Raw genomic sequence first — 22,502 nt, 5'->3', positions numbered from 1 at the left:
TGCCAAATTTGCGCTTGGGAAGAATGCTGCCAACAGGTGTTGCAGATTAACCTAAAGAGAACAACTGCATTGTGTGATTATACCTATTTCCAACCCAAATTGACTGCTATTGCTGGTTGTCCTTAGTCCCGTTTATGCTGCAACTTGGGGGGGATATTTATTGACCCGATCATTGGATAAGGTTTAAAAGCATTTCAATTCGTTGGAAGGCTTCGATATAGCCATGGTTGGTATAGGCGGTCAAATGTGGGTCATCGCAGCGAATATTTTCTGCTTGGGTATCCAAACGGCTATGACGTTGGTGCACATGGCTCAGCAAGGCTGAACCAACCGCCGTTGGATCACCAGCTTCAGTATGCAACCGAATATGCGACATGACCAACGGTTGGCGCCGGAAAATGCACCAACCGCGACCACCATCGGGTAAACTCACGCGGCACCCTTCGACCATAGCCATATGGTCATAGGAATCAGCTTGGTTGGTCCATGGCACGCCTTGCGCTTGTTGGCGCACGAGGCGTTGCAGTTGTGACCAATCGAGCCATTCGACCGAGCCAACTGCGGGAATTTTGACCGGGCCTGGAGGTCGCCGCATCACCAGCAGTTGGTTGGTTTCCTCAAAGCCGAGCGCCAAAAAAAGCTTATGCGCTGGCGTGTTATTCAAAATAACTTCAAGCTGCACATATTTAAGCCAATGCTGGCGTGCTGCTTCGACCATCGCGATCATCAAAGCTCGCCCAATGCCACCCTTGCGCCTATTGGGCAACACGCCCAGCCGGGTAACCCAGGCATGGTCGCGGCGCACGCCCAGCATTGCAAGGCCCATAATGTCGCCATCGGCCTTGGCGACAAACGAGGCATCTAAGTTAACATCATATAACCGAATATATTCAGCGAGCCGCTGACTGTTCATTGGCATTGGCACAATATAATCGATCCGAGTCTGGTTATAAATTGCGACCAATTCATCAATGGTAAAGCTGGCTGCGGGAGTAAGCTCTATGGCCGAACCATCGTGAAAACCATCTGTTGTCATATAGATCCTTGATAGCTGGAACCTATTTAGGAGAGGTAACTGGCAATCGCTTGAGCAAAATCAACAACTGACAGCGGTTTGCGAATAAAGCCATTACATCCATAGGCGCGAACCATTTGGCGGGCGGTTTCTTCGGGCCAAGCAGTAAAGACCACAATCGGAATGTTTTGGGTTTCAGGCGTGCCGCGTAAAACCCCAGCCACTGTTTGGCCATCTGCATCAGGCAAGCCTAAATCAAGCAAAATCAGGTCGGGATGTTGTTCGAGCGCCATATCCAGGCCACTAGCAGCATCAGCCGCTTCGAGCACCGAATAGCCATAGGCATTCAAAACTCGGCGCGCCAAAGCAGCGTTGTCAGGAATATCTTCAATCACTAAAATCGTCGGCATAAATACCTCTATTCTTGATCGTACCGTCGTCTATTGTAACGGGTTTGGTAGATCGTGCCTAGACCATTTGCTGACGGGATCTTAACAATTTGACCAACCTTGGCAATTGCAGACCACAATGATTCATGCCAATTAAGCGATTCGGATAGCGCGTTTAGGGCTGTTCGGTCGCCAATTCTTGCACAATCGCCGGAATAATTTGCTCAAATGGCGTGGTTGGACGTTGGCTCAGAATTAGCCATTGGGTCTCGCCAAGAATTTGAATCAACTGCGGTTTGAGTTTGTCGATCGCTGCATGAATTTCACTATCAATTGCTTCGTGATGCAGCACGATCTGAATCAAATTGGCGCTTGCTTCAGCTTGATTGGTTGCTAAACGCCATTCTGCCAAAGCAACCAAACTATGTAAACATACTAAGGTCATATGTTTGGTATAGCCCAAGTTTAACGCTTGGTAAAGATAATGACGTGCTTCGTCCCACGCTTGCTCAACAATTGCTAAACCGCCAAGATTAAGCTGATTGACCGCAATGCCAAAATCGTGGCCTTGCTCGCGCGAGGTTGCCAAGCCTTCGCGATAGGCTTCACGGGCAACCTGATAATCGCCACGCGCAAAAGCCACAACCCCAACATTACTTACGCCGCTAATAATCCCGCTGTGATAGTTGGCGTGACGCGCCCGATTAACGCTGGCCAAAAAATGTTGTTGGGCGGTATACAAATCGCCTTGCACATAGGCGATATTGCCAAATTGGCGCAGCACATCAGCCTCGCCCACGCCATCGCCGATCCGTTGGGCAGTTACCAACGCCGAATCCAAATTGGTCAGGGCCATACTGTGGTCGCCCAGCCGCCAGCGGGCTTGGCTCAAATTGAATTGCATCCGCACAATTTGTTGTTGGGCAGCAAAATCGTCGTCAACCGCCAACAAATGCAAGGCGCGCTCGAAAAAGGGAATTGCCTCGCGATAGCTACAGCGCAGCAGCGTTTGCTCGCCAGCTCGTTGCAAGGCCTCAATCGCCGGCTGGCGGCTTTCTGGCTCATCAGGATCAATCGCATGGCTCCAGTGGTGAGCCAAAAGGCTACTGCCAGCTTCGACCAAATGCGGATGTTCGCTGACGTACCATTCAGCAATTGCTCGATGTAAGGCCCGCCGTTGGCCAAAGAGCAATAACGAATAAGCCACATCATGGATAATCGCTTGGCTAAATTGATAGCCCTCGCTGGCCTCGTGAATAAAACCTTGTTGGATAAGCAATTGAAGGTGGGCTGCTATATGCTCACGTTCGTGGGCTAAAGGATAAATCGCCTCAAGCACTGCCAGTTGAAATTCATGTCCAATCACGCTAGCGATTTTAAGCGTCAATTGGGGCTGCGGCGGCAGTTGGTCAATCCGACTCACCAGCACGCCTTGGATAGTGCTTGGCAAATTGAGTTTTTCAAGCTGGCTAAATTGATCAAGCTTGCAAATGCCGTTGTTAATTCGAATCATTCCGGCGTTGCGCAAAGCCTGAGCAAGCTCGATGCTCCACAAAGGATGGCCAGCCGCCCGTTGATTAATAAACGAGGCCACACTTGGCGGAATTGCCTGCACGCCCAACGATTGGGCAACAACTGCAATACAAGCCACTGGATCAAGCGCTTGCAAGTGCAAAACCTGCTGGGCTGCAAGGCCCGCTAGTTTAACTGGTGAAGTCGTAATCAAAATAATTTCAGGCTGTTGTTGCAACAGCTGCTCAAGCGTGTTGAGCGCCAGTGAATCGAACCATTGCAAATTATCGATGCACAGCACTAAGGGTTTTTGCTGATGAAGTTGGCTGAGTGCATGGCCAATTAATTCATGAATGATTTGGACTTGTTGCGCTTGATCAAGCATGGCGTTGCTTTCGGCGCGGCCTGGTAATTCCAAAACATCGTGCAACAGCTGCACCGATTTGGCCAGTTGGTCGGGCAAGTGCAAGCGTTGAATAATTAATTGATAGCATTGGCTGGCTTGATGTGGCCATTGCTCAACCGCCAAACAGGCCTCAAGCAACAAGCGCCAGCCTGGATATTGGGCCGATTGCCGCAAACTGCTGCTGGTAATCAGCAAGACTTGGCGCTCGTAGTGCTCGGCAATTTCAACCGCCTCATACAATAAGGCCGACTTGCCCATGCCACTCTCGCCAGTCAGCATCAGATGTTGAATTGTGGGCTGAACTTGGGTAAAAAGCTGCTCAATCTGACCGCGCTCGCGGCGGCGCCCAATCAAGCGCCGAGGCCGAATCTGGTCGGGGCTATAGTTGGTTTGTTGTGGGCGATAAATTGTAATCGGCTGGCTTTTGCCTTTGATCAGAATTGGTGGCAATACTTGAAAACGTACTTGTTGTTGGCTAGCTTGGGCAGTGGTTTGGTCGCATAAAATTGGCGCAAGATTGGCTTCCATCAAGCGCGCCGCCCGATTGACCACATCGCCAATCATGGTAAATTCGCGTCGCTGGCTATTGCCAATTTCGCCACAAAACGCTGGGCCAGTTGCAATGCCAATTGTGTGAGTTAAACTCAATTTGGTGAGCGCGGTCGAGGCTTCGAGCGCAGCCCGCACCGCCCGTTCAGCATCATCGCGATGTGAGAGCGGCGGCAAACCAAAAGCCACCAACAAACTTACACCTTTATCGTCAACCGATAATTTATCGATGCTACCTTCGTAGCGAAAAATAACCGTTTGCAAGGCGCTAATTGCTGCTTGCACTTGCTCAAGGGTGGTGAAAAAGCTCAAGGCTGGCACATTAATAAACATCACACTCAGATGGCGCAATTCGGCCAGCCATTCGTGCAAGCCTGCATTGATGCGCGCTATCACCGCAGTTGGCATAAACGGCGTCAATTGTTCAGTTGGATAGTTGGGCAGTGGCTGATTAATCTCAGGCAAGGGCAGGTTTTCAGCTAATGCGGTTAATCGAAAGGCTTGGGCACGTAAATCCTCGCCTTGGCCTTGCTGGCGAATCAACGAGCGCGCTTCTGGCGACATGACGACTTGGCCAGCATGGGTTTGTGAGCCAAGCAAATGCACTTGCAGCAAGGCCTCGCCGCTAATCAATTGTTCCCAATGATTATTCACGCCGCCCACGATAAAGTTTGAAATCGAGCCAGCCCCAATTTGCACCCGAATTGCCAAGCGTTCAGCAGTGCTGGGCAAGGTGAAGCTTGCTTGAATCGCTAGGCCACATTGGGCTGCAAGCTGGGTTGTCTGACGAAGTTGCTCAAGATCATCGGCCATCCAGATTGCGATCAATGCATCGCCAGCAAATTTAACCACATCGCCGCCATGGGCAATGACGGTATCAATTAATTGGCTAAACGAATCGTTGAGCACATCAGAAATATATTCGAGAATCGTGGTTTGATCGTAGGCAAATTGCTCGCTGAGCCGACTGAATCCAGCAAAATCGGCAAACAAAACCGTAGCCAATTGATCTTCGGCCAGCGGTTGGCGGAGTTGTTGCTCGTCAATGAGCCGTTGCAGGACATAGCGTGGCAGAAAACTGCTGATCTGAGGATTGGCGGCCATGCAGGTGCGTCCTTTATCAAACGATCAACGCTGAACGTGGATTAAGCTTAAAATGAATGCATCCATCGTAGCGGGACTAGAGTAAGATCGCAAGAGACGATTTTACTATTTCAGGGGTGAATTTTGTGGCTACTTTACGGCTGGGACATTGGTTATGGGTAGGCTATTTATTTGTTTGGGCTTGGAGTGTGCCCTTGTTGGCGTTTGACCTTGTGCCTGCTGGCGGCGAATTTATGGCAACCTTGATGCTGGTTGTGCCTGGCGGCTTAGCTGCTTGGTGGTTGGTTCAACGCTACGGCAGGATGGGCTGGCTGAGCACTGGTATTATTGGCATTGGATCATGGCTAACCGAGCATCTCGGCGTGAGCACTGGCTGGCCGTTTGGAGCCTATCAATATAACGGCGTGCTGCTCCCAGAGATTGTTGGAGTTGTGCCCTTGGCAATTCCATTTGCATGGTTGTTGGTTGTGCCAGGCGCGCTTGAATTGAGCAGGGCGCTGATGCCCAAGGCTGGGTTTTGGCCACGAGTGCTGGGCGCTGCTAGCTTGGCAATGCTGTTCGATTTGGTAATCGAGCCAGTTGCTGTTTATATCAACCGCTATTGGACATGGCTTGAATCAGGGCCGATCTTTGGGATTCCAACCGCCAATTTTGTGGCCTGGTGGGCCTTGGCCTTGATCTTGGCCTTTGCAACCGAAGCGCTGTGTCGCACGCCAATCAATCAGCCAGCAGAACATACTAGTTTGACACTGCCAATCGCGATTTATTTGCTAAACTTGGCCTTGTTTACAATCGTGAATCTGACCCATCAACAGTTGGCCGCAGGCACACTGGGTTTATTGCTGCTCGCTGGATTTGGCTGGCGCTTGCAGCAACAACAAACACGCTGGCATTGGAAGTATGATCAATTAACCAATTAAGCTTATGCCAACAGATTCCGCAAACGAGCAGCCAAGCGATCAAGCAACGGCGCATCCGCAGCAACCAAGCCTAGTTGGGCCGCTTTATGGCCTATCACTTGGGGAATCGAGCTTTGGATCGTGACCTGATTCAAATCCCATAATGGTTCACGTTGGATTTCTAGGCGCGGCCAACCGTGCACCTTGCTCAAATGGTCGGCATAGCCGCGCGCGGCCAAGGGCAAATTATGCTTTTCGGCCACAAAGCGCCGAGCATTCTGCTCCAAGGTTGCGCGCAACGCCACATCGGCCCATAAACGCTCTGTATAAGCAGCGATCACAGTAACTTCATCGCGGTCAACTGGCACATGGGCCACTACATCGGCGGGCAGTTCGCTAAATGTCGCAATATCGCTGACCAACACCGCTCGCCCAGCGCCCAATAAGCGCAGCAAACTAGCCGAAGTCTCGCCAGCAGAAGGATAGCGCCCATTGAAGCAAAGATCAGCGGCAGCAACATAGCGATTGAAATCAGCGTGATCAACATAGCCCGTCACCTGCACGCTATCGCCCAACTGCAAGCGTTGCAGCAATGCTTTAAGATCGTAGCTTGGCGAGACGCTGCCAACCAATATATAACGCGCATCGGGGTAACTGCGGCGAAATTGGGCAAAAGCTTGCAAGGCCTGTTCGATCCGTTTGTAGGGGTTGATATGGCCAAAACTAGCCCAAATTGGAATCTCAGCGGGCAGTTGCAGCGCTTGGCGGGCAGCCAAACGATCGGCTGGGGGCAAAAGCGGCACGCCCATTGGCACGAGCGAGCTTGCCAAATCGGGGCGTTGCTTTTGCCCGCGCGCAAGCACATAGTTGCTATGAGCAATCAGGCTGCTGGCTTGGGCAATCACTGGCTCAGACAGCGGAAAATCAAAGACTGCATCGCCAAGCTGGCCGCGCTCCATGCGTTGGGCCAGCTGTAGGCCCTGTTCAGCATAATAGTGCTGCATTTGTTGGCGATAGCTGGCCAAATTTTTGAGCCGATTGGCTGCATGCCAAAGCATTAAATGGTGTAATACATAATCGTGTAGTACTACAATCCCCGGCAAGCGCTGCAAACTTTGCCAAAAACGGCTATGCGCTGGGCTGTTGCCCATGTGGTAGATAATTGCATCGAAGGGTTGGCGCGCATGCTGCTTGGCTAAATCGCTAATTCGAATAACTGGCAGGCTAGCAATTAACTGTTGATTGGTTGGCTGAACCTCATCATCAACCACAACGGTTAAATCAACATACTGCCCCAAATAGGGCAATAATTCCTCGCTATAATCCGAAATGCCCGATTCAACCGGATTGACCGGAGTGCAAAAAGCCACACGCTGCATGACACGCCTCAACTAACATTTTGGCTATAGTACCTTAAATGCCGCTAGTTGCTGCATATCGGCCACGCGATTGAGATTATGTAAACATTGCAACCATGGGCTGGCGTTGGCAATTGACCAAATTTGGGGCTGCAATTGGGCAATAATCCTGATTAATTGATGCTGGCCAGCTGCCAATGCTTGTGCAAAGATTGGCAAACAATTGCGCTGATAGAGGGCACATAACGGCTCCCAACCAGCATGATGTTGCTCAGCTGTTTGGCGCTGTGGTACGACCGCCAAGCTATGGCGTGGTTGGGCCAGTAATTCAGCCAAAAACGGGGTTGCAAGCAAGGGCAAATCGGCGGCCAGCACCAACGTCCATTCGCTGGCATAATGCTGCATACCAGCCACAATTCCGGCCAATGGGCCTGCGTTGGGATAGCGGTCTTGCACCAAGGGCACGCCTAATTCGGGCCAAGCGCTAGGATCATTGAGGCTAACAACGACCTGATCGCAGACCGTTTGGGCAACTGCCAAGGTATGTTCGAGCAAGGTTGGGCCTGCTTCGCCCCATAAGCGCAGGCGGCGTTTATCGCTGCCAAAACGCCGCGCCTGACCACCAGCAATAATCACACAGCTTAAATTGATTGCCATTAGCGGCTCAATTCGGCAATTTCATGCTTAAGCGCTTCAATCTCCTCAACCAGATTATTGCGTTGATTAACGAGATAAACTGGAATTTGAATGCCATGACTTTCAATCTGGCTCTCGATGGTTTGCAAATTCCGTCGTTTGATTGCTAAACGTTGTTTTAAATTATCCAAATCTGAGTTATCGCGCTGATTCGGTGTATTTGTTTGATTGAGATTCCCCTGAATAGTACTACCTGCATGGACAACACCAACATTAAAATCACCATTATAGGTATTGCCACTGCCAGCCAGATTACTGACGCTATTGCCTGTTGCTGCGTCAGTTGGGGTTTGGTCAGCAGCCTGATTCAACGGGCTTGAGGTACTTGGTGGCGTAAAGAGCAAGCCATCCTTGGCGCGCATATAAAGGGTTGACAAGCCCCAATCGACATTATTAATCCCTTCGGCAATCACCATGCGTCGGGCGCGCGAAACGCATTCATCAATGGGCTTGAAACTAGCAAAGGCCCGATAAAACTCACTAGCAAACACATTAGCGGCGCTATCGGCAACCGAAGCTTGCATTGCCACAACAGCTGGAACATTCACCGCCATCAGTGCTGGAGCAATGCTTCCTAGCAAGCGGGTTACAACCGTTCCGGTTTGGCATGCATTCAGCACAACCAAACGAATTGGCGAACCTTCTAAAGCAATTGAAAGTTGGCGAGCCGAAAAATCCTTGCGTTTGCCATTTGCATCTTCAAAAATTAACTGCCCAGTGTTGCCATTCATAATGCCATGGCCAATAAAATGTAGCACATGGGGCTGGTAATCTTGAATTGCGAGATTAAGCTTACTGCCCGTTACATGGGCTAATTCAAGCAATTCAAGTTTTTTTGCTTCGATTAATGGCTGAAGCTGTTGACGAATTGCAGCAACTTCGCCAGCAATATTTAAACTGTAGCCTAATTGTTGATCAAGCTCACTAGGAGCAGCCCAAGCGAGCAGCATTTTCAACGGTGTATCAGATGCCAAGGTTAATGCTGGCACTGGCTCGTTTCTGGGCAAAAAACGACAAATTGAGTGCCGCGTAACCAATGGCGTGCCCGCATCATCACACGCAAACTCCCACGGAATCGCGGCAACATCAACTTCGCTTGGTTCAATTGATAAGCGAATCCGTATATTTTTATCCTCAGCCTTAGCCCGATTGCGCTCGCTTATAAATGCTGTGCGCACATCACCAACCAACAAACAGTTATAGAGCAAACTGCCAAATTCAATGACTTGATCTTCATTTAAGCTGTGATTGCCATAGCCAAGCAGCATATTAAACGTTGTGTATATCGGATTATCTTCAGCAGGCAGCGTTAAACTTGACCGATATTCCTGACCATCGGCAGTCGAAATTCGAACTGGATAGTGGTCGGATTGTTTGGCATCAACGCTAATTCGTAGATCAAGATATTGGCTCATCATCAACTCCATGGCGCTAGAGAGCGAAACTAGCAGCATCATACACTGAAAGATCTTGTCAGGGCAAGGGTACGCTTTTTGATCCACGAAGGACACGAAGAGCACGAAGGACGTAACTGCAAAGCGCGCGAAGTTGAGTTTTTAGCCACGAATTCCACGAAAGACGAAACCGCGAAGAGCGCCAAGGTCTTTTTTTAGCCACGAATTCGCACCCCTCATCCTTACATCCCTCATCCCTCATCCCTCATCATTTGCTCCGCGCCTCTGCGTTAAAAACCCATCCACGCAAGAACCGCAACACCCCGATAGCCAAAAGCCGATAGCCTGATCCCCACCCCCAACAACCGATCCCTAGTTCCTATGTTCTTTGCTCTCTATTCTATGTTCTCTCTTCTAACACCTCATCTATAATTGAAGCACAATTAAAAGGGGCTTTTTATGAAATTTGTTTCATTTCGACGGTATGGCGAAGGCTCTGAGGCGCGGGCTGGCGCCTGGCTACCGATGGGCATTATCGATCTGCAAGCGGCAGCAGCCTTGGTTTTTGAGGATCTGCCCCACGATTGGTCGCTGATGAGTATGCTCCAACACGAAGCCGATGGCTTTGGCATTGATGCAGCAATCCAGATCGTTGCCGCAGTTGTTGATGTGCTTGGTGGTGACGGCGATGGCATTGAATGGGATGATCCCGATGCGATCAATAGCATGCTCTCGCTGGGCGGCGAAACTGTGATTTACCCGCCAGATAGCGTGCGTTTATTAGCGCCAATTCCTCAGCCTCCAACCATTCGCGATTTCTATGCTTTCGAGCACCATGTGCGTGAGATTCGCGCCCAACATGGCCGCGACGTGCCTAATTCTTGGTACGATATGCCAGTTTTTTATTTTGGTAATCCCACAACGGTCGTTGGGCCAGATACTGATGTGATGATGCCACGCACTAACCAGCTTGATTACGAGCTAGAAATTGCGGCGGTGATCGGCAGGCCATGCCGCGATATTGAGCCAGCTGAGGCCGAATATTATATTGCTGGCTTGATGATTATGAACGATTGGTCGGCGCGCGATATTCAGGCCCGCGAGATGAGTGTTGGCTTGGGGCCAGCCAAGGGCAAAGATTTTGCCACCTCGTTTGGACCAGCCATGATCACGCTCGATGAAATTGAGGATAAAGCCCTAGGCGATGGCCGCTACGATTTGGCAATGGTCGTGCGGGTTAATGGCGAAGAACGCGGGCGTGGCTCGTTTGCTGATATTTACTACACGTTGGGCGAGTTGATTGCCCAGGCCTCGCGTGATGTAACGCTGCTGCCAGGCGAAATTATCGGCTCGGGCACGGTTGGCACTGGCTGCTTGCTCGAAACCACCCACGGCGAAGGCCCATGGCTCGAAGTTGGCGATGTGGTCGAGCTAGAAATTGAACGAATTGGTATATTGCGCAATACAATCGTCGAACGCGATTAATCGCAAACAGTGGTGGCAGCCAACCCAACTGCCACCACGCCTCGGCAAACTACGCTTGGCCTACGGCAACTTGTTTAGCTGATTGCTGCGCTAAAATCGCGAAAGTTTTGCGCACTGCCTCGACCGCAGGCAACGGGTTATAGCCCAACTCGCGCTTGGCTTTGGCAATTGATAAGCGCTGTTCAACTCCGCAATATAAGCCAACTTGGCTACGCAAAATCAGCGGTTCACGCCCTGTCAGATTTGCAACCACTTCCATCATACTAGCGGCAACGCGCGTAATGCCTTTAGAAACGCGCATTGGGATGTTAATTTTGGGGTTGAATTCTTGACCAATTTCAAACAAGCGCCGCAAGGGCAATGATTGATCGTTGGCCAAAATATAGCGTTCGCCAGCTCGGCCTTGGCGCTCAGCGGCAATCAAGCCTTCGGCCACATCAGCCACATCGACAAAATTAAAATCCATGTTGATGTCAAGCGGCAACTTATTGCTCAACACCAACTCCAAAATACCCAGCGATGGTGTAGTACGGCCATTTGGGTCGCCGATAATTGTGCCTGGCAAGCCCGCCACCATATCCAAGCCATATTCCTGCGCCAACGTCCAAGCCAATTGCTCCGAGGCAATTTTCGATTGATAATAGGGATTGCCATAGGTATATTGGTTCCATGTGGTTTCATCAGCGGGAGTTTGGCGCTGTGGATTATTTTTATCCACCGCCGCAATCGAGCTAACATAGACCACCCGTTTAACCCCAGCCTGCGCCGCTGCGCGCAGAATATTGCGCGTGCCTTCCACATTAGGCTGAATAATTTCGCTTTTGGGATTACGCGACCAGTGCTTGAATACCGCAGCCACTTGATACAGCGTGTCAACCCCAACCAAGGCTTGCTGCAACGAATCAATATCCATCAAATCTGCATACACCTGCTCGTAGCCAAGCTCAGGCTTGATTTGGCTGCGATTACGCACGCTTGCCCGCACATTAAAGCCCTGTTCAACCAACCTTTGGGCCAATACCGAGCCTAAGTGACCATTCGCTCCAGTAACTAAAACACGCTTGCTCATTGTAGTTCCTTTCAATTAATAAACTAGATAAACAGTTTATCTAGTTTTGGATAAAAAAACATCGCGAACAAAATAAACTAGATACAAAATAGAGCTAGTTTATCTCAAAAAAATCAATCGATCGAGAGATCGGCCAAAGAAACTGCTTGCAACTCGCGTTTCATGGCATCCTCGGCACGCTGAAAGCTATCGAGCATGCGTTGACGAGCAGCCAGCGCCGATTCTTTTTGCTCTTTGAAGGTGATATTAACGCGAAATAAGGGCTTGGCTTGCTCAATCGCATTAAAAATATCCAGCAAGCTAATCGCTGTGCTTGCGCGGGTAAGCCGCACGCCACCTTTTGAACCCTCACGGGTTTCAATCAGGCCATTATTGGTCAAGGCTTGGACAACTTTGACCACGCTTGGCTTGGCAATCCCTAAAAAATCGGCAATTTCGTGGGTTGGCACGAAATCGTAACAATGTTCCTCGACTTTATAGGTGATGTAGAGGCTGATGGCAATTGCCTGCGAAAACGCCAGTGAATAACTCATAATGCTCAACAATAATTTATACTAGATATATTGTATATTGAGTTTTTTGTTTGTCAAGCATGAATTTTAGCTCAGTGGATACAACAATCGCCTATACAGGTGATGTTGCAGCAAGCAAGCATTTGCTACGATTAATCAAGTTCTTTTGCGAAGAGGTTGCTATGCAGATCGAACGCATCGTTCGGTTTGGGAGTCTCTTTGGGCTAAGTATCGCGTTGCTTGGCTGTAGTCGCGCCAATCGTCAACCAAGCACAATCGTGCCGATCGCAACCAACCAGCCCAACCAAGCAGCGTCCGAAGGGAGCATTCACGACCAAGATTTGCTGGTTGATGGGGAAAATCGCCATTTTAGCTATTATCTGCCAGCCAAACTAGACCCAGCTGGAGCAGCCTTGATTTTTATGTTGCATGGCGGCGGCGGAGCAGGCGCTTCGGCCATGAATTTAACCACCCAAGGCCGTTGGAACACCCTTGCCGACCAGCATGGCTTTATCGTGGTCTATCCTGATGGAATGAATCGGCGTTGGAACGATTGCCGCGCTGATTGGGATAATCCTTCGACGAGCGATGATGTGCAATTTATCAGGAGCTTAATTGACCATTTTGCCCAAGCGTATTCAATTGATCAGACCAGGGTTTATGCCACAGGCCACTCGAATGGCTCAATGATGGCGCTGCGGCTTGCGCTCGAATTGCCTGATCGGATTGCAGCTGTGGTTGGTAGCGCTGGTTATATGGCTCAAAATAGCCAGTGCACAGCGGTTGGAACACCTGCGCCATTGATGCTCGTGGCTGGCACTGCCGACCCAGTTATGCCGTATGCAGGTGGCGCAATTGATATTCCTGGCGAGAGTAAGCAAGGCATGGTGCTTTCCGCCGAAGCAACCATCCAACTTTGGCTTGAAATGCTAGGCATAACCACGGCCCCAAGCATCAGCCAACTGCCTGATGTTTATCCCGCAGACAACAGTACAGTTACAATTAATAGCTACGAAGATAGCCTCGTGCGTTTCTATCGAATTGACGGCGGTGGTCATAACTGGCCAAGTTTAGAGCAAGCAGCCCGAGTGAACCAGCGCCAGAATCCCCAAAACCGTGATTTTTACGCCGCCGACGCTGCTTGGGAATTTATGCAACAGCATCGGCTTGCGAAGTAGTAACCTCAAATTCATATACCCAAACAAGGATGAAGGATCGATAAAAACGGGGAAATTTCATCCTTCATCCTTCATCCTTCATCCTTCATCCTTCATCCTTCATCCTTCATCCTTCATCCTTCATCCTTCATCCTTCATTTTTATTCCTCGCTGGCCGATTGGACAGGTCGAAGCCTGTCTAGTTGCGCTGCCAATTGCCCCACTACTGGCTGAGTCGTCAACCAAGACCGATCGCTATACTGCTTGGCAGATGGAGGTTGGCAATGAACAACAACGATTTTCAAGGCTGGTGTGCAACCTTAGCAACGGTCTGGAACCAAGGCAAGCTTGCAGCATTAGGCCAACTATTTAGCCCAACGATTCGCTATCAAGAACACCCGTTTGAGCCTGCCTTGCTTGGGCTGGCGGCGGTGGTTGGCTATTGGCGCAGCACCTTAGTGCAACATCAGCATGTCGAATGTGCGATTACGCCAGTGCTGTTTGCTGAAGGACGGGGCGTGGCCGAATGGCGCACCAAACTCTATCATCAACAGCAGCAACAAACCCAAGATTTAGCTGGAATCTTTATTGTGGATTTTGATGCCCAAGGCCAAGCCTACGAACTGCGCGAATGGTGGCTGGCCAAGGCAGTTGAGGAGCAAATACTATGCAACGCATTGGATTAATTACTGGCGCATCACGTGGTTTAGGCTTGGCCTTGGCCCAAAAATTAGCCTTGGATGGCTGGCATTTGATCATTACTGGGCGCGGCGCAACAGCGCTGGAACAAGCCCGTGCCGCCTTGGCAAGCAGCACCAGCGTCCAAGCAATTGCTGGCGATATTGCCGACCCAGCCCATCGTCAAGCCTTGGCAATTGCAGCCCAAGAATGGGGCGGCTTGGATCTGTTGGTCAATAATGCCAGCATTTTGGGGCCAAGCCCGTTGCCAAGTTTAGTCGAATATCCGCTTGACCAGTTGGCTCAAGTCTATGCAATTAACGTTTTTGCGCCGCTGGCAGCAATTCAAACCCTAACGCCAAGCTTCAAGCCCAGCATTCGAATTATCAACATCAGCAGCGATGCGGCGCTTCAGCCATATGAGGGCTGGGGCGGCTACGGCTCTAGCAAAGCAGCCCTCGATCAAGTAACCGCAATTTTAGCTGCTGAACAACCAACGTGGCGGGTCTATAGCCTTGATCCAGGCGATATGAACACCCAAATGCACCAAGAGGCGTTTCTAGGCGAGGATATTAGCGACCGCCCGCCACCAGAGGCCAGTGTACCAGCAATCCTACGGCTAATTAATGATGATGTACCAAGTGGCCGCTATCGTAAGGAATAGAATCGAGGGATCGGGGATCAGGGGCTAGGGTTCAGGAGCTGGGGAGTGCATGTTGGAATTCCAGCAGCTCAATAATCCAACAGCCAATAACCATTTTTCGCCACAAATTGCCCGAATGACACAAAGAATTCGCCACTAGTCCAAATCCCATAGCCTATGTTCTATGCTCTTTATTCTATGTTCTTGTAAATCATGAAAGTGAGCTTGGTATGCTTACAACGATAGATTTTGAATTACCGACCATCCTTGAGGCGGGCGAGCCGCCCGAGGCACGCGGCCTAGAGCGCGACCAAGTGCGCTTGATGGTGTCGCATAGTCGCTCAAACCAGATTGAGCATTATCGTTTTAATCAATTGCCAACGATTTTACAGCCAGGCGATGTGCTGGCAATTAATACCAGTGGCACGCTGAATGCGGCAATTCCTGCAACAACCAAGGCGGGCCAGCAATTAATCGTCCATCTTTCAACCCAATTGCTGGCCGAGCTGTGGATGGTTGAAATTCGTTTGCCCCATGGCACGAGCAGCCAGCCCTACCGCGAAGCGCTTGCTACAACCAGCCTCGCTTTGCCTGCTGGTGGCTCGCTTGACATTCATCGCAGCTATGCTGCCAACGGCGCAACGACCAATCGCTTGTGGATTGCGAGTTTGCGCTTGCCCAAACCCTTGCCCAAGTATCTGGCCGAGCATGCTAAACCAATTCATTATAGTTATGTCGACCAAGATTGGCCCACCAGCTACTATCAAACCGTCTATGCAACCGAGCTTGGCAGCGCCGAAATGCCCTCTGCAGGCCGCGCTTTTTCTGAGCGCTTGCTGACGCGGTTGGTTGCTCAAGGCATTCAAATTGCGCCCTTGCTGCTGCATACTGGCGTGGCCAGCCTTGAAGATCACGAGCCGCCGTATGCAGAATGGTATAGCCTGCCAGCAACCAGCGCCGATTTGATCAATCGCGCCCGCGCCGATGGTCGCCGTGTGATTGCAGTTGGCACCACCAGCGTGCGAGCCATCGAAAGCACGGTTGATCAACGAGGTTTGGTGCATCCGCAAACTGGCTGGACTGAATTGGTCATTACCGCAGAGCGCGGTTTGCGGGCGATTGATGGCATTTTGACTGGCTTGCATGAACCAAAAGCTACCCATTTGGCGATGTTAGCAGCCTTGGCGGGCTACGAACATTTGGAATTATGCTATCGCGCTGCCTTGGAACAGCATTATCTCTGGCATGAATTTGGCGATTTACATTTGCTCTTGAGCTAATGTCATTCGCAAGGTTGATCTTCGTGCAGGCATTGTTGAGCATAATGCTTGCACGATGTTGTTTAAGGGTAATTTATGGCAACCATGCATGCGAATGAGTTTCCAATTGATCAAGTTTTAGTACAAGCGCTGATTACCAGCCAATTTCCCGAATGGGATGATTTGCCGTTGCACAAGGTTGAATCGGCTGGAACTGACAATGCGCTTTATCGCTTAGGTGAGACCATGGTTGTGCGTTTGCCACGCATCGCTTGGACGATTGATCAAATTGCCAGTGATTTTCGGTGGTTGCTATGGTTGCAACCTCAACTGCCGCTCCAGATTCCCCAACCACTTGCCCAAGGCCAACCAAGTGCTGCTTATCCTTGGCAATGGGGCGTGTATGGCTGGCTCGCTGGCGAAAATGCAGTTACTGCAACACCCAAAAATCCACATGTAAGTTTAAGCCAATTTCTGCATGCCTTGCAACGGATTGATTCGCAGCACGGCCCTGTGCCTGCTTCGCCAACTGCGCGTGGCGTACCACTGATTCAGCGCGATGCAGCCACTCGCGCGGCGCTGGCCGAAGCCCAAAATCTCGTTGATGCAGAACTGGTTTTGGCGGTGTGGGAGCATGCAATTCACATTGAGCCATGGCAGCATGCACCGGTCTGGATTCATGGCGATTTGCATGCTGGCAATTTATTGGTTGTTGATGCGCAAATTAGTGCGGTGATTGATTTTGGCGCCTTGGCAATTGGCGATCCCGCCTGCGATTTGTTGCCAGCTTGGAATTTGTTTGATCGCCAGATGCGGCTTGCGTTTCGCACGGCGATGAATATTGATCAAGCGACGTGGTTACGGGGCCGAGGCTGGGCCTTGTCGGTAGCGCTGATAGCCTTGCCCTACTATCAACACAGCAACCCATTTTTGGCCAATATGGCGCGGTATAGCATTCAGCAAGTGCTTGATGATTGGGACTTGGAGCAAAAATGAGCATCTATTTGACCCAATTAATCTATCTCCATCCAGGCCAAAGCGCAGCCTTTGAGCAATTCGAAGCCTTAGTTTTGCCCTTGCTGGCGCAGTATCACGGGCATTTGTTGTTGCGCATTCGGCCAACTCCCGAGACGGTAATTGAGCAACATATCGAGCAGCCTGATGAAATTCAGCCGCTTGAATTTGCTTCAAGCGCCGATTTTGAGCGCTACCTTGCCGATCCACAGCGCCAACAATTTTTATATTTGAAAGCTCAGTCGATTCGCTCAAGCTTGGTTATTCATGGCCCAAAGCTTTAAATTGGCACTAGTTCATAAACCAAACTCAGCGTCGCTTCGATCTGCATTAAATTGAAACAAGCGAGATCGAGATGGGCCAAATGTTCAGGTATATGCCGAAATCCAATCAAAATAATTGGAATTGGCTGATTTAGTATATCTCTGGTATAAAAATAAATTCCTAGTGGATCGCGAAAGCCTTCGATAAAATGATCAATGATGTAGATCAAATCTGGTTTCAATTGATCAATTGTATCTAAGGCTTGCTGAATACGATCACAACCAACGATTCTATAGCCCTGTTCAATTAATTCTTCAGCTGTAGGTGGAATTGCCGCAGTTTGGGCAACAAGCATAATCAAAGGCTGCATCTTGACTCCATCAACTAAAGAGTTTACTTTCAGCGTCAATAGGGAAATTTAAGCATGGAAAAACATTACGATCGTAGAGCATTACTACAAGCCTATATTGCAACTCAAACCCCCTATGGCCACGAGGACATTCGGCGCTTTAATGCGCGACGCTTAGCCGTTTTAGAGCAGGCTTTTGATTTAACTATCTCAGAAGCAGGGATTAACAATAAAGCCAATCGTCAACTATGGCGATTATTTAGCGCTACAATCGATTCGTATCGCAGCAGCCGCACTCCTGGTAGCGATTTTATGGATAGCAGTTTAATAATGCAGCAGCTTGATACGTTGGGAACGCAAGCAGCAGCGCTGTGCTCGCATTGGAAGGCGATCGATAGTGCCGCCGCCGCGAGCAAACACAGCCATCTGGCAATGCTCGACGAACTATTCAAGCTACTTTGGGGCAACATTACCCTAGTCGTTACATCGCAACAGCTCAAGCAGCGTGGCTTCGATGATACTCAGGAACCAAATTGGCTTGATTATGAGTAAGTAGCGCCTCGATTGGGTAGTCACGACCCTTCCGTCCCGCCTCAAGGCGGGAAACGCAGGGGGCTTTAATCCCCCTGCACCCCCTCAAGGGAATTTGATAGCAGGCAAACAATATCTGATGAACCTATCATGCGGTGGTTCGAAACGAAAAAACCTTGTCAATTAAGCCTTGACAACTAACGATAGTTACGTTATCCTAGCTTCATCAACTAACGATAGTTACGTTATCTATAAAGGAACTCGAACGATGGCACTGTTTGACCATAAACTAGCCGAGGAAATAACCGCCTTAGTGCTGCAACGCTACCGCAGCTTGGGCCATGCCTTAGGTGCAACCACCTTGGCCGAGGAAGCAGCAGCCGAAACTGCTTTTCAACATAATTTAAATTTGTTAATCGAGGTTGCCAACGGGCGGCATATGCGCAACGAAATTATGTTGCGGCGAATCGAATTAGCACTTGAGCAATTGCTTGATCTGTTGTTGGGCAATGCGCTGCAAAGCAAAGCAGTTTTTCCTGAAGATTTTTGGCAAAGTGAGATTGGCATTTTGGTTTCGCGCACCCGTTGGTGGCTCTCCGCCGAGGATCTGATTACGATCAGCAATGCTGCGGCCTTGGCGTTTGGCCAAAATAACCAAGCCAACCGCATGCGCATTGCCCGCGCAATCGACAACGGGCTCTTGGATTGGGTTCCTGATCCGTCAGTTGCCAACCCGCAGCAAAATCGGCGGGTCTTGCGTTCGCAAGTTGAGCGTTTGCGCGATTTGAGTCGCTTGCCAGAGCTTGGCGATTAAAAAAAGGAGTCATCATGAACCAGCCAATTCCTCAAACTGCCGTTGAATTAGGCTTGATGCAGGGCTTTCCACCTGCATCAAGCGTCCAACATGCGCAACAATTGCTCAAGCCCTACAATCGTTGGAGCTTCCAAAACATTCAGTTGCTCAATCCGGTGGCCGATGTTTGGCATGGCAATGGGCCAAGCAGCGAATTTAGCTACAATCTCCAAGACTTGGATTCAATTCGCTATAAAAATTACCTCAGCCAAGAATTTGACTTTAATCATATGGTTGAGCAAAGTTACACCGATGGAATTATGGTTTTACACCGTGGCAAGGTAATTTATGAACGCTATTTGAACGGTATGCAACCCCAAACCCTGCATGCTTGGGCTTCGGGCAGCAAATCGGTTACTGGAACTTTGGCGGCGTTGCTGGTTGCTGAGCAATTGCTCGATCCGCAGGCAACGGTTGCCAGCTATTTGCCCGAATTAGCTGATAGTGGCTTTGGCGCTGCAACCCTTGCCCAGGTGCTTGGCATGAGCACAGCAGTTGGGTTTAGCGAGCAAACTGGCAATCTGGTAACTGAAAATTTCAACTATGGCGTGGCCTTGGGCTGGAATGAGCGCCCTAGCGAGTATGACGGCCCAACCAATGTCTATGAATTTCTGCCGACGATGCTGAAAACTGGCGAGCATGGCCAGCGCTTTAGCTACCAAACGCCAAATACCGATGTTTTGGCTTGGATTATCAAGCGGGTGCTAAATTGCAGTTTGGCCGAGGCCGTATCGCAGCATATTTGGCGCAAACTTGGCGCTGAGCGTGATGCGCTGTGGGTGGTCGATTCGGCCTGTGCTGAAACTGCTGGCTCTGGTTTTTGCTCGACGCTGCGCGATATGGCGCGCTTTGGGCAAATGTTGCTCCAACGTGGTTCGTTCAATGGCCAGCAAATTCTGCCCGCAACAGCAGTTGCGGCGATTGAGGCTGGCGGCGATCAAGCAGTCTTTGCCAATAGTGCAATTGCCCACCCAAGCAACGCCAACTATTCCTACAATTACCAATGGTGGAACACTCATAATCAACACGGAGCCTATATTGCCCATGGCTATGGCGGGCAGATGCTGTACATTGCGCCCAAAGCTGAGCTGGTGTTCGCCAAAATGAGTTCGTATCCCACGCCTACGCCCGATGGCTCGGAATTTTACGCCGCGATGGGAGCCATGCCCAGCCTCATCGCCGCCTTACAATAAGCAATAATTTCAGCGTCATTCACCCCAAAGCATTTAGCGAACGATCAATCGTTCTCTAGACCCATACTCCAAACGCACGATTGAGCTATGCTAATCACCAGATGATCAATTGTTGATAGCAAATCGAGCTACACTGCCGCTAGGCGGTGTTTACTTTCTGTGCGAGGAAATATGCAGCCTGAATATGCCATTCGAACCGTCAATTTGCAACGGACTTATAAAACCAAAGAGCGCGTCTTGAAGGCACTTGATGGGGTTGATTTAGCAGTACGTCCAGGCGAATTATTTGGTTTTTTGGGGCCGAATGGCGCTGGAAAAACCACCACAATTAAAATTCTGACCACGCTGTTGTTACCAAGTGGCGGCACTGCCGAGGTTTGGGGCTTTGATGTGTTGCACGAAGCCGATGCAGTGCGCCGCCATATCAATATGGTTTCTGGTGGCGAATCGTCGGGCTATGGCTTGCTCACCGTGCGCGAAAACTTGTGGATGTTTACCCAGTTTCATGGCATGGACAGTAAAGTAGCTAATAAACGAATCGACGAATTGCTTGAAGTTATGGGCTTGGCTGATCGGGCCAAAACCCGTGTGAGCTTTCTATCAACTGGCTTGCGCCAAAAAATGAACTACATTCGTGGCTTATTAACCGACCCTGATGTGTTGTTTCTTGATGAGCCAACGCTTGGGCTTGATGTTGAAGCGGCGCGAACCTTACGCACCTACACCCGCCACTGGCTTGATACTAACCCTGGCAAAACCGTCGTTTTGACTACCCACTACATGCAAGAAGCCGACGAATTGTGTGATCGGGTGGCAATTATTAGCGGCGGCACAATTTTGGCCTGCGATACGCCAACCAGCCTCAAATATTCGTTGCAACAAGATGTGGTTTTTCGCCTGTTTACCACGCCAGTTGCGCCAGCCTTTTTGCAAGCAGTCGAGCAGATTGCGGGCGTGCAAAGCATCAGCCAACGCAGCGGCGACCAACGTGATGAATTAAGCTTGATTCTACGTGACGATGCGATTTTGCCCCAAGTGTTGAGCCAACTTGCCAACCATAATGCTGGCTTGTTATCGCTCGAAAAACGCCAACCAACGCTCGAAGATGTTTTTGTTAACCTCGTCGGCCACTCGTTATCCGAAAGTGAGGCCACTGCATGAGCGTGATTTTAGATAAACATACAGCAGTCGAGCGCGAGCCGAATCCACGGCGTGGCAAAGGGCCAAGCGCTTTTACGATCTTTTGGCGCTCGGTGATTGGACGCGCCTATCCACGGGTCATCGGCATTCAACGCGAACTGAGTTGGTTGTTCTTCGACATCTTCTTGCCGTTTATGACCACCATGTCGTATGTGTTGGTTTACGAGGCAATTGGCGCACCCGCTTCATACAAAGGCTTAGTGTTGGTTGGCGGCGCAATGACGGCCTTTTGGCTGAATGTGCTTTGGTCGATGGCCATGCAATTGTATTGGGATAAAGAGCAGGGCAATTTGCAGTTGTATATGCTCGCGCCAACCTCGCGCATGGCAATTTTGACTGGTATGGCCTTGGGTGGTTTATTCTCAACGACCATTCGAGCAACGATTATTCTAATTGGCGGCTCGTTGATTTTTGGCATTAGCTATCAAGCAACCAGCTGGTTAGCCTTGATTGGCGTTTTCTTCTTGTCGCTGATTGCCTTGTATGGCATGGGAATGTTGCTCAGCTCAATTTTCTTGGTTTATGGGCGGGGCGCTTGGCAGATGACCGCTGCCTTGCAAGAGCCAGTGTTCTTTGTCTCTGGCTTTCACTTTCCGGTCAAAGCCTTGGGCACGGTGGTCGCAACTGGTGCTTCAATCGTGCCATTAACTTTAGGCCTCGATGCGATGCGCCAACTGCTGTTTCCTGAGATGATGCAGCAATTTCAATTTCTGAGTGTTGGCAGCGAAGCCGCAATTTTAGCTGGCCTAGCCTTATTCTTCGGCCTTTTGGCCCGCTGGTCGTTGCAGCGTATGGAGCGCAAATCGCGCCAAGATGGCCGCCTAACCGAACGAGGCAATTAAGCGCAAAAGTCAAAGGGCAAAAATCAGAAGCAAGATTAAAGCATTCCAAAGATCGGAATGTTCATCAGTTTTGCGTTGTGATCTCCTTAGTATTACGTTTTGATTTTTGCCTTCTGGCTTGAGTTTGGTCA

The 22,502-nt window shown here is 50.0% G+C and carries 22 protein-coding genes; 13 read left to right on the top strand and 9 right to left on the bottom strand.

Annotated elements, in window-relative coordinates; all coding sequences use genetic code 11:
• Nucleotides 1–169: 169 nt before the first annotated feature.
• The 3 genes from SE18_RS07175 to SE18_RS07165 form a co-directional block, all read right to left on the bottom strand.
• On the bottom strand, nucleotides 170–1,036 hold the full coding sequence (locus SE18_RS07175; RefSeq protein ID WP_054533753.1) for a GNAT family N-acetyltransferase: 867 nt from the start codon (nucleotides 1,034–1,036) through the stop codon (nucleotides 170–172).
• Between the two features lie 26 nt (nucleotides 1,037–1,062).
• Nucleotides 1,063–1,425 carry a response regulator gene (locus SE18_RS07170; RefSeq protein WP_054533752.1) on the bottom strand — a complete coding sequence of 121 codons (363 nt, stop codon included), beginning with the start codon at nucleotides 1,423–1,425 and terminating at the stop codon, nucleotides 1,063–1,065.
• A gap of 154 nt (nucleotides 1,426–1,579) precedes the next feature.
• Nucleotides 1,580–4,975 carry an adenylate/guanylate cyclase domain-containing protein gene (locus tag SE18_RS07165; protein ID WP_054533751.1) on the bottom strand — a complete coding sequence of 1,132 codons (3,396 nt, stop codon included), beginning with the start codon at nucleotides 4,973–4,975 and terminating at the stop codon, nucleotides 1,580–1,582.
• Nucleotides 4,976–5,100: 125 nt separating this feature from the next.
• Between SE18_RS07165 and SE18_RS07160 the strand changes: the two genes are divergently transcribed.
• Complete coding sequence (locus tag SE18_RS07160) at nucleotides 5,101–5,895, top strand: carotenoid biosynthesis protein (protein ID WP_054533750.1); 795 nt, start codon at nucleotides 5,101–5,103, stop codon at nucleotides 5,893–5,895.
• Between the two features lie 2 nt (nucleotides 5,896–5,897).
• On the opposite strand, the gene SE18_RS07155 is transcribed toward SE18_RS07160, so the two are convergent.
• The 3 genes from SE18_RS07155 to SE18_RS07145 are packed head-to-tail and all read right to left on the bottom strand — an operon-like array spanning nucleotide 5,898 to nucleotide 9,343.
• On the bottom strand, nucleotides 5,898–7,253 hold the full coding sequence (locus SE18_RS07155; protein WP_054533749.1) for a glycosyltransferase family 4 protein: 1,356 nt from the start codon (nucleotides 7,251–7,253) through the stop codon (nucleotides 5,898–5,900).
• 24 nt (nucleotides 7,254–7,277) lie between these two features.
• Complete coding sequence (locus SE18_RS07150) at nucleotides 7,278–7,889, bottom strand: molybdenum cofactor guanylyltransferase (protein WP_054533748.1); 612 nt, start codon at nucleotides 7,887–7,889, stop codon at nucleotides 7,278–7,280.
• The gene (locus SE18_RS07145; RefSeq protein WP_054533747.1) at nucleotides 7,889–9,343 is read right to left on the bottom strand and encodes a CHAT domain-containing protein; all 1,455 of its coding nucleotides are present in this window, start codon (nucleotides 9,341–9,343) and stop codon (nucleotides 7,889–7,891) included. Before SE18_RS07145 ends, SE18_RS07150 begins: the two co-directional genes overlap by 1 nt.
• Nucleotides 9,344–9,781: 438 nt before the next feature.
• Between SE18_RS07145 and SE18_RS07140 the strand changes: the two genes are divergently transcribed.
• Nucleotides 9,782–10,807, top strand: coding sequence for a fumarylacetoacetate hydrolase family protein (locus SE18_RS07140; protein WP_054533746.1), 1,026 nt, complete (start codon nucleotides 9,782–9,784; stop codon nucleotides 10,805–10,807).
• A 49-nt stretch (nucleotides 10,808–10,856) separates the two neighbouring features.
• Here SE18_RS07140 and SE18_RS07135 read toward each other — a convergent pair whose 3' ends face one another.
• Both SE18_RS07135 and SE18_RS07130 read right to left on the bottom strand, forming a co-directional pair.
• Complete coding sequence (locus tag SE18_RS07135; protein WP_054533745.1) at nucleotides 10,857–11,876, bottom strand: NAD-dependent epimerase/dehydratase family protein; 1,020 nt, start codon at nucleotides 11,874–11,876, stop codon at nucleotides 10,857–10,859.
• Between the two features lie 113 nt (nucleotides 11,877–11,989).
• Nucleotides 11,990–12,409, bottom strand: coding sequence for an RrF2 family transcriptional regulator (locus tag SE18_RS07130; RefSeq protein WP_054533744.1), 420 nt, complete (start codon nucleotides 12,407–12,409; stop codon nucleotides 11,990–11,992).
• 161 nt (nucleotides 12,410–12,570) lie between these two features.
• Between SE18_RS07130 and SE18_RS07125 the strand changes: the two genes are divergently transcribed.
• From SE18_RS07125 to SE18_RS07100, 6 genes are all read left to right on the top strand, one after another.
• Nucleotides 12,571–13,566: an extracellular catalytic domain type 1 short-chain-length polyhydroxyalkanoate depolymerase gene (locus SE18_RS07125; RefSeq protein WP_160319477.1), complete on the top strand. Its 996-nt coding sequence runs from the start codon at nucleotides 12,571–12,573 to the stop codon at nucleotides 13,564–13,566.
• Between the two features lie 263 nt (nucleotides 13,567–13,829).
• On the top strand, nucleotides 13,830–14,231 hold the full coding sequence (locus SE18_RS07120; RefSeq protein ID WP_054533742.1) for a nuclear transport factor 2 family protein: 402 nt from the start codon (nucleotides 13,830–13,832) through the stop codon (nucleotides 14,229–14,231).
• Nucleotides 14,213–14,887, top strand: coding sequence for an SDR family NAD(P)-dependent oxidoreductase (locus tag SE18_RS07115; RefSeq protein ID WP_054533741.1), 675 nt, complete (start codon nucleotides 14,213–14,215; stop codon nucleotides 14,885–14,887). Before SE18_RS07120 ends, SE18_RS07115 begins: the two co-directional genes overlap by 19 nt.
• Nucleotides 14,888–15,096: 209 nt before the next feature.
• Nucleotides 15,097–16,146 (top strand): S-adenosylmethionine:tRNA ribosyltransferase-isomerase, encoded by a 1,050-nt coding sequence (locus SE18_RS07110; protein ID WP_054533740.1) that lies wholly within the window; start codon nucleotides 15,097–15,099, stop codon nucleotides 16,144–16,146.
• A gap of 75 nt (nucleotides 16,147–16,221) precedes the next feature.
• The gene (locus SE18_RS07105; protein WP_054533739.1) at nucleotides 16,222–17,121 is read left to right on the top strand and encodes an aminoglycoside phosphotransferase family protein; all 900 of its coding nucleotides are present in this window, start codon (nucleotides 16,222–16,224) and stop codon (nucleotides 17,119–17,121) included.
• Nucleotides 17,118–17,423 (top strand): hypothetical protein, encoded by a 306-nt coding sequence (locus SE18_RS07100; protein ID WP_054533738.1) that lies wholly within the window; start codon nucleotides 17,118–17,120, stop codon nucleotides 17,421–17,423. The genes SE18_RS07105 and SE18_RS07100 overlap by 4 nt, the downstream gene beginning before the upstream one ends.
• Here SE18_RS07100 and SE18_RS07095 read toward each other — a convergent pair.
• Entirely contained in the window at nucleotides 17,420–17,773 is a 354-nt protein-coding gene (locus SE18_RS07095) for a hypothetical protein (protein ID WP_054533737.1), read from the bottom strand. The two genes, SE18_RS07100 and SE18_RS07095, sit on opposite strands and share 4 nt — an antisense overlap.
• Nucleotides 17,774–17,827: 54 nt before the next feature.
• Here SE18_RS07095 and SE18_RS07090 point away from each other — a divergent pair, with 54 nt between their 5' ends.
• The 5 genes from SE18_RS07090 (at nucleotide 17,828) to SE18_RS07070 (ending at nucleotide 22,371) form a co-directional block, all read left to right on the top strand.
• Nucleotides 17,828–18,304, top strand: coding sequence for a hypothetical protein (locus SE18_RS07090; protein ID WP_054533736.1), 477 nt, complete (start codon nucleotides 17,828–17,830; stop codon nucleotides 18,302–18,304).
• 247 nt (nucleotides 18,305–18,551) lie between these two features.
• A complete protein-coding gene (locus tag SE18_RS07085) occupies nucleotides 18,552–19,097 on the top strand; it encodes a hypothetical protein (protein ID WP_054533735.1) in 546 nt (181 codons plus the stop codon).
• 14 nt (nucleotides 19,098–19,111) lie between these two features.
• Nucleotides 19,112–20,329 carry a serine hydrolase domain-containing protein gene (locus SE18_RS07080; RefSeq protein WP_054533734.1) on the top strand — a complete coding sequence of 406 codons (1,218 nt, stop codon included), beginning with the start codon at nucleotides 19,112–19,114 and terminating at the stop codon, nucleotides 20,327–20,329.
• A 171-nt stretch (nucleotides 20,330–20,500) separates the two neighbouring features.
• On the top strand, nucleotides 20,501–21,490 hold the full coding sequence (locus SE18_RS07075; protein ID WP_054533733.1) for an ABC transporter ATP-binding protein: 990 nt from the start codon (nucleotides 20,501–20,503) through the stop codon (nucleotides 21,488–21,490).
• The gene (locus tag SE18_RS07070) at nucleotides 21,487–22,371 is read left to right on the top strand and encodes an ABC transporter permease (protein WP_054533732.1); all 885 of its coding nucleotides are present in this window, start codon (nucleotides 21,487–21,489) and stop codon (nucleotides 22,369–22,371) included. The genes SE18_RS07075 and SE18_RS07070 overlap by 4 nt, the downstream gene beginning before the upstream one ends.
• Nucleotides 22,372–22,502: the final 131 nt, after the last annotated feature.

The organism is Herpetosiphon geysericola (genome assembly GCF_001306135.1).
GTDB lineage: Bacteria > Chloroflexota > Chloroflexia > Chloroflexales > Herpetosiphonaceae > Herpetosiphon > Herpetosiphon geysericola.
The sequence above is the reverse complement of the archived record's forward strand: the minus strand, read 5'-3'. Positions and strand labels throughout refer to the sequence as shown.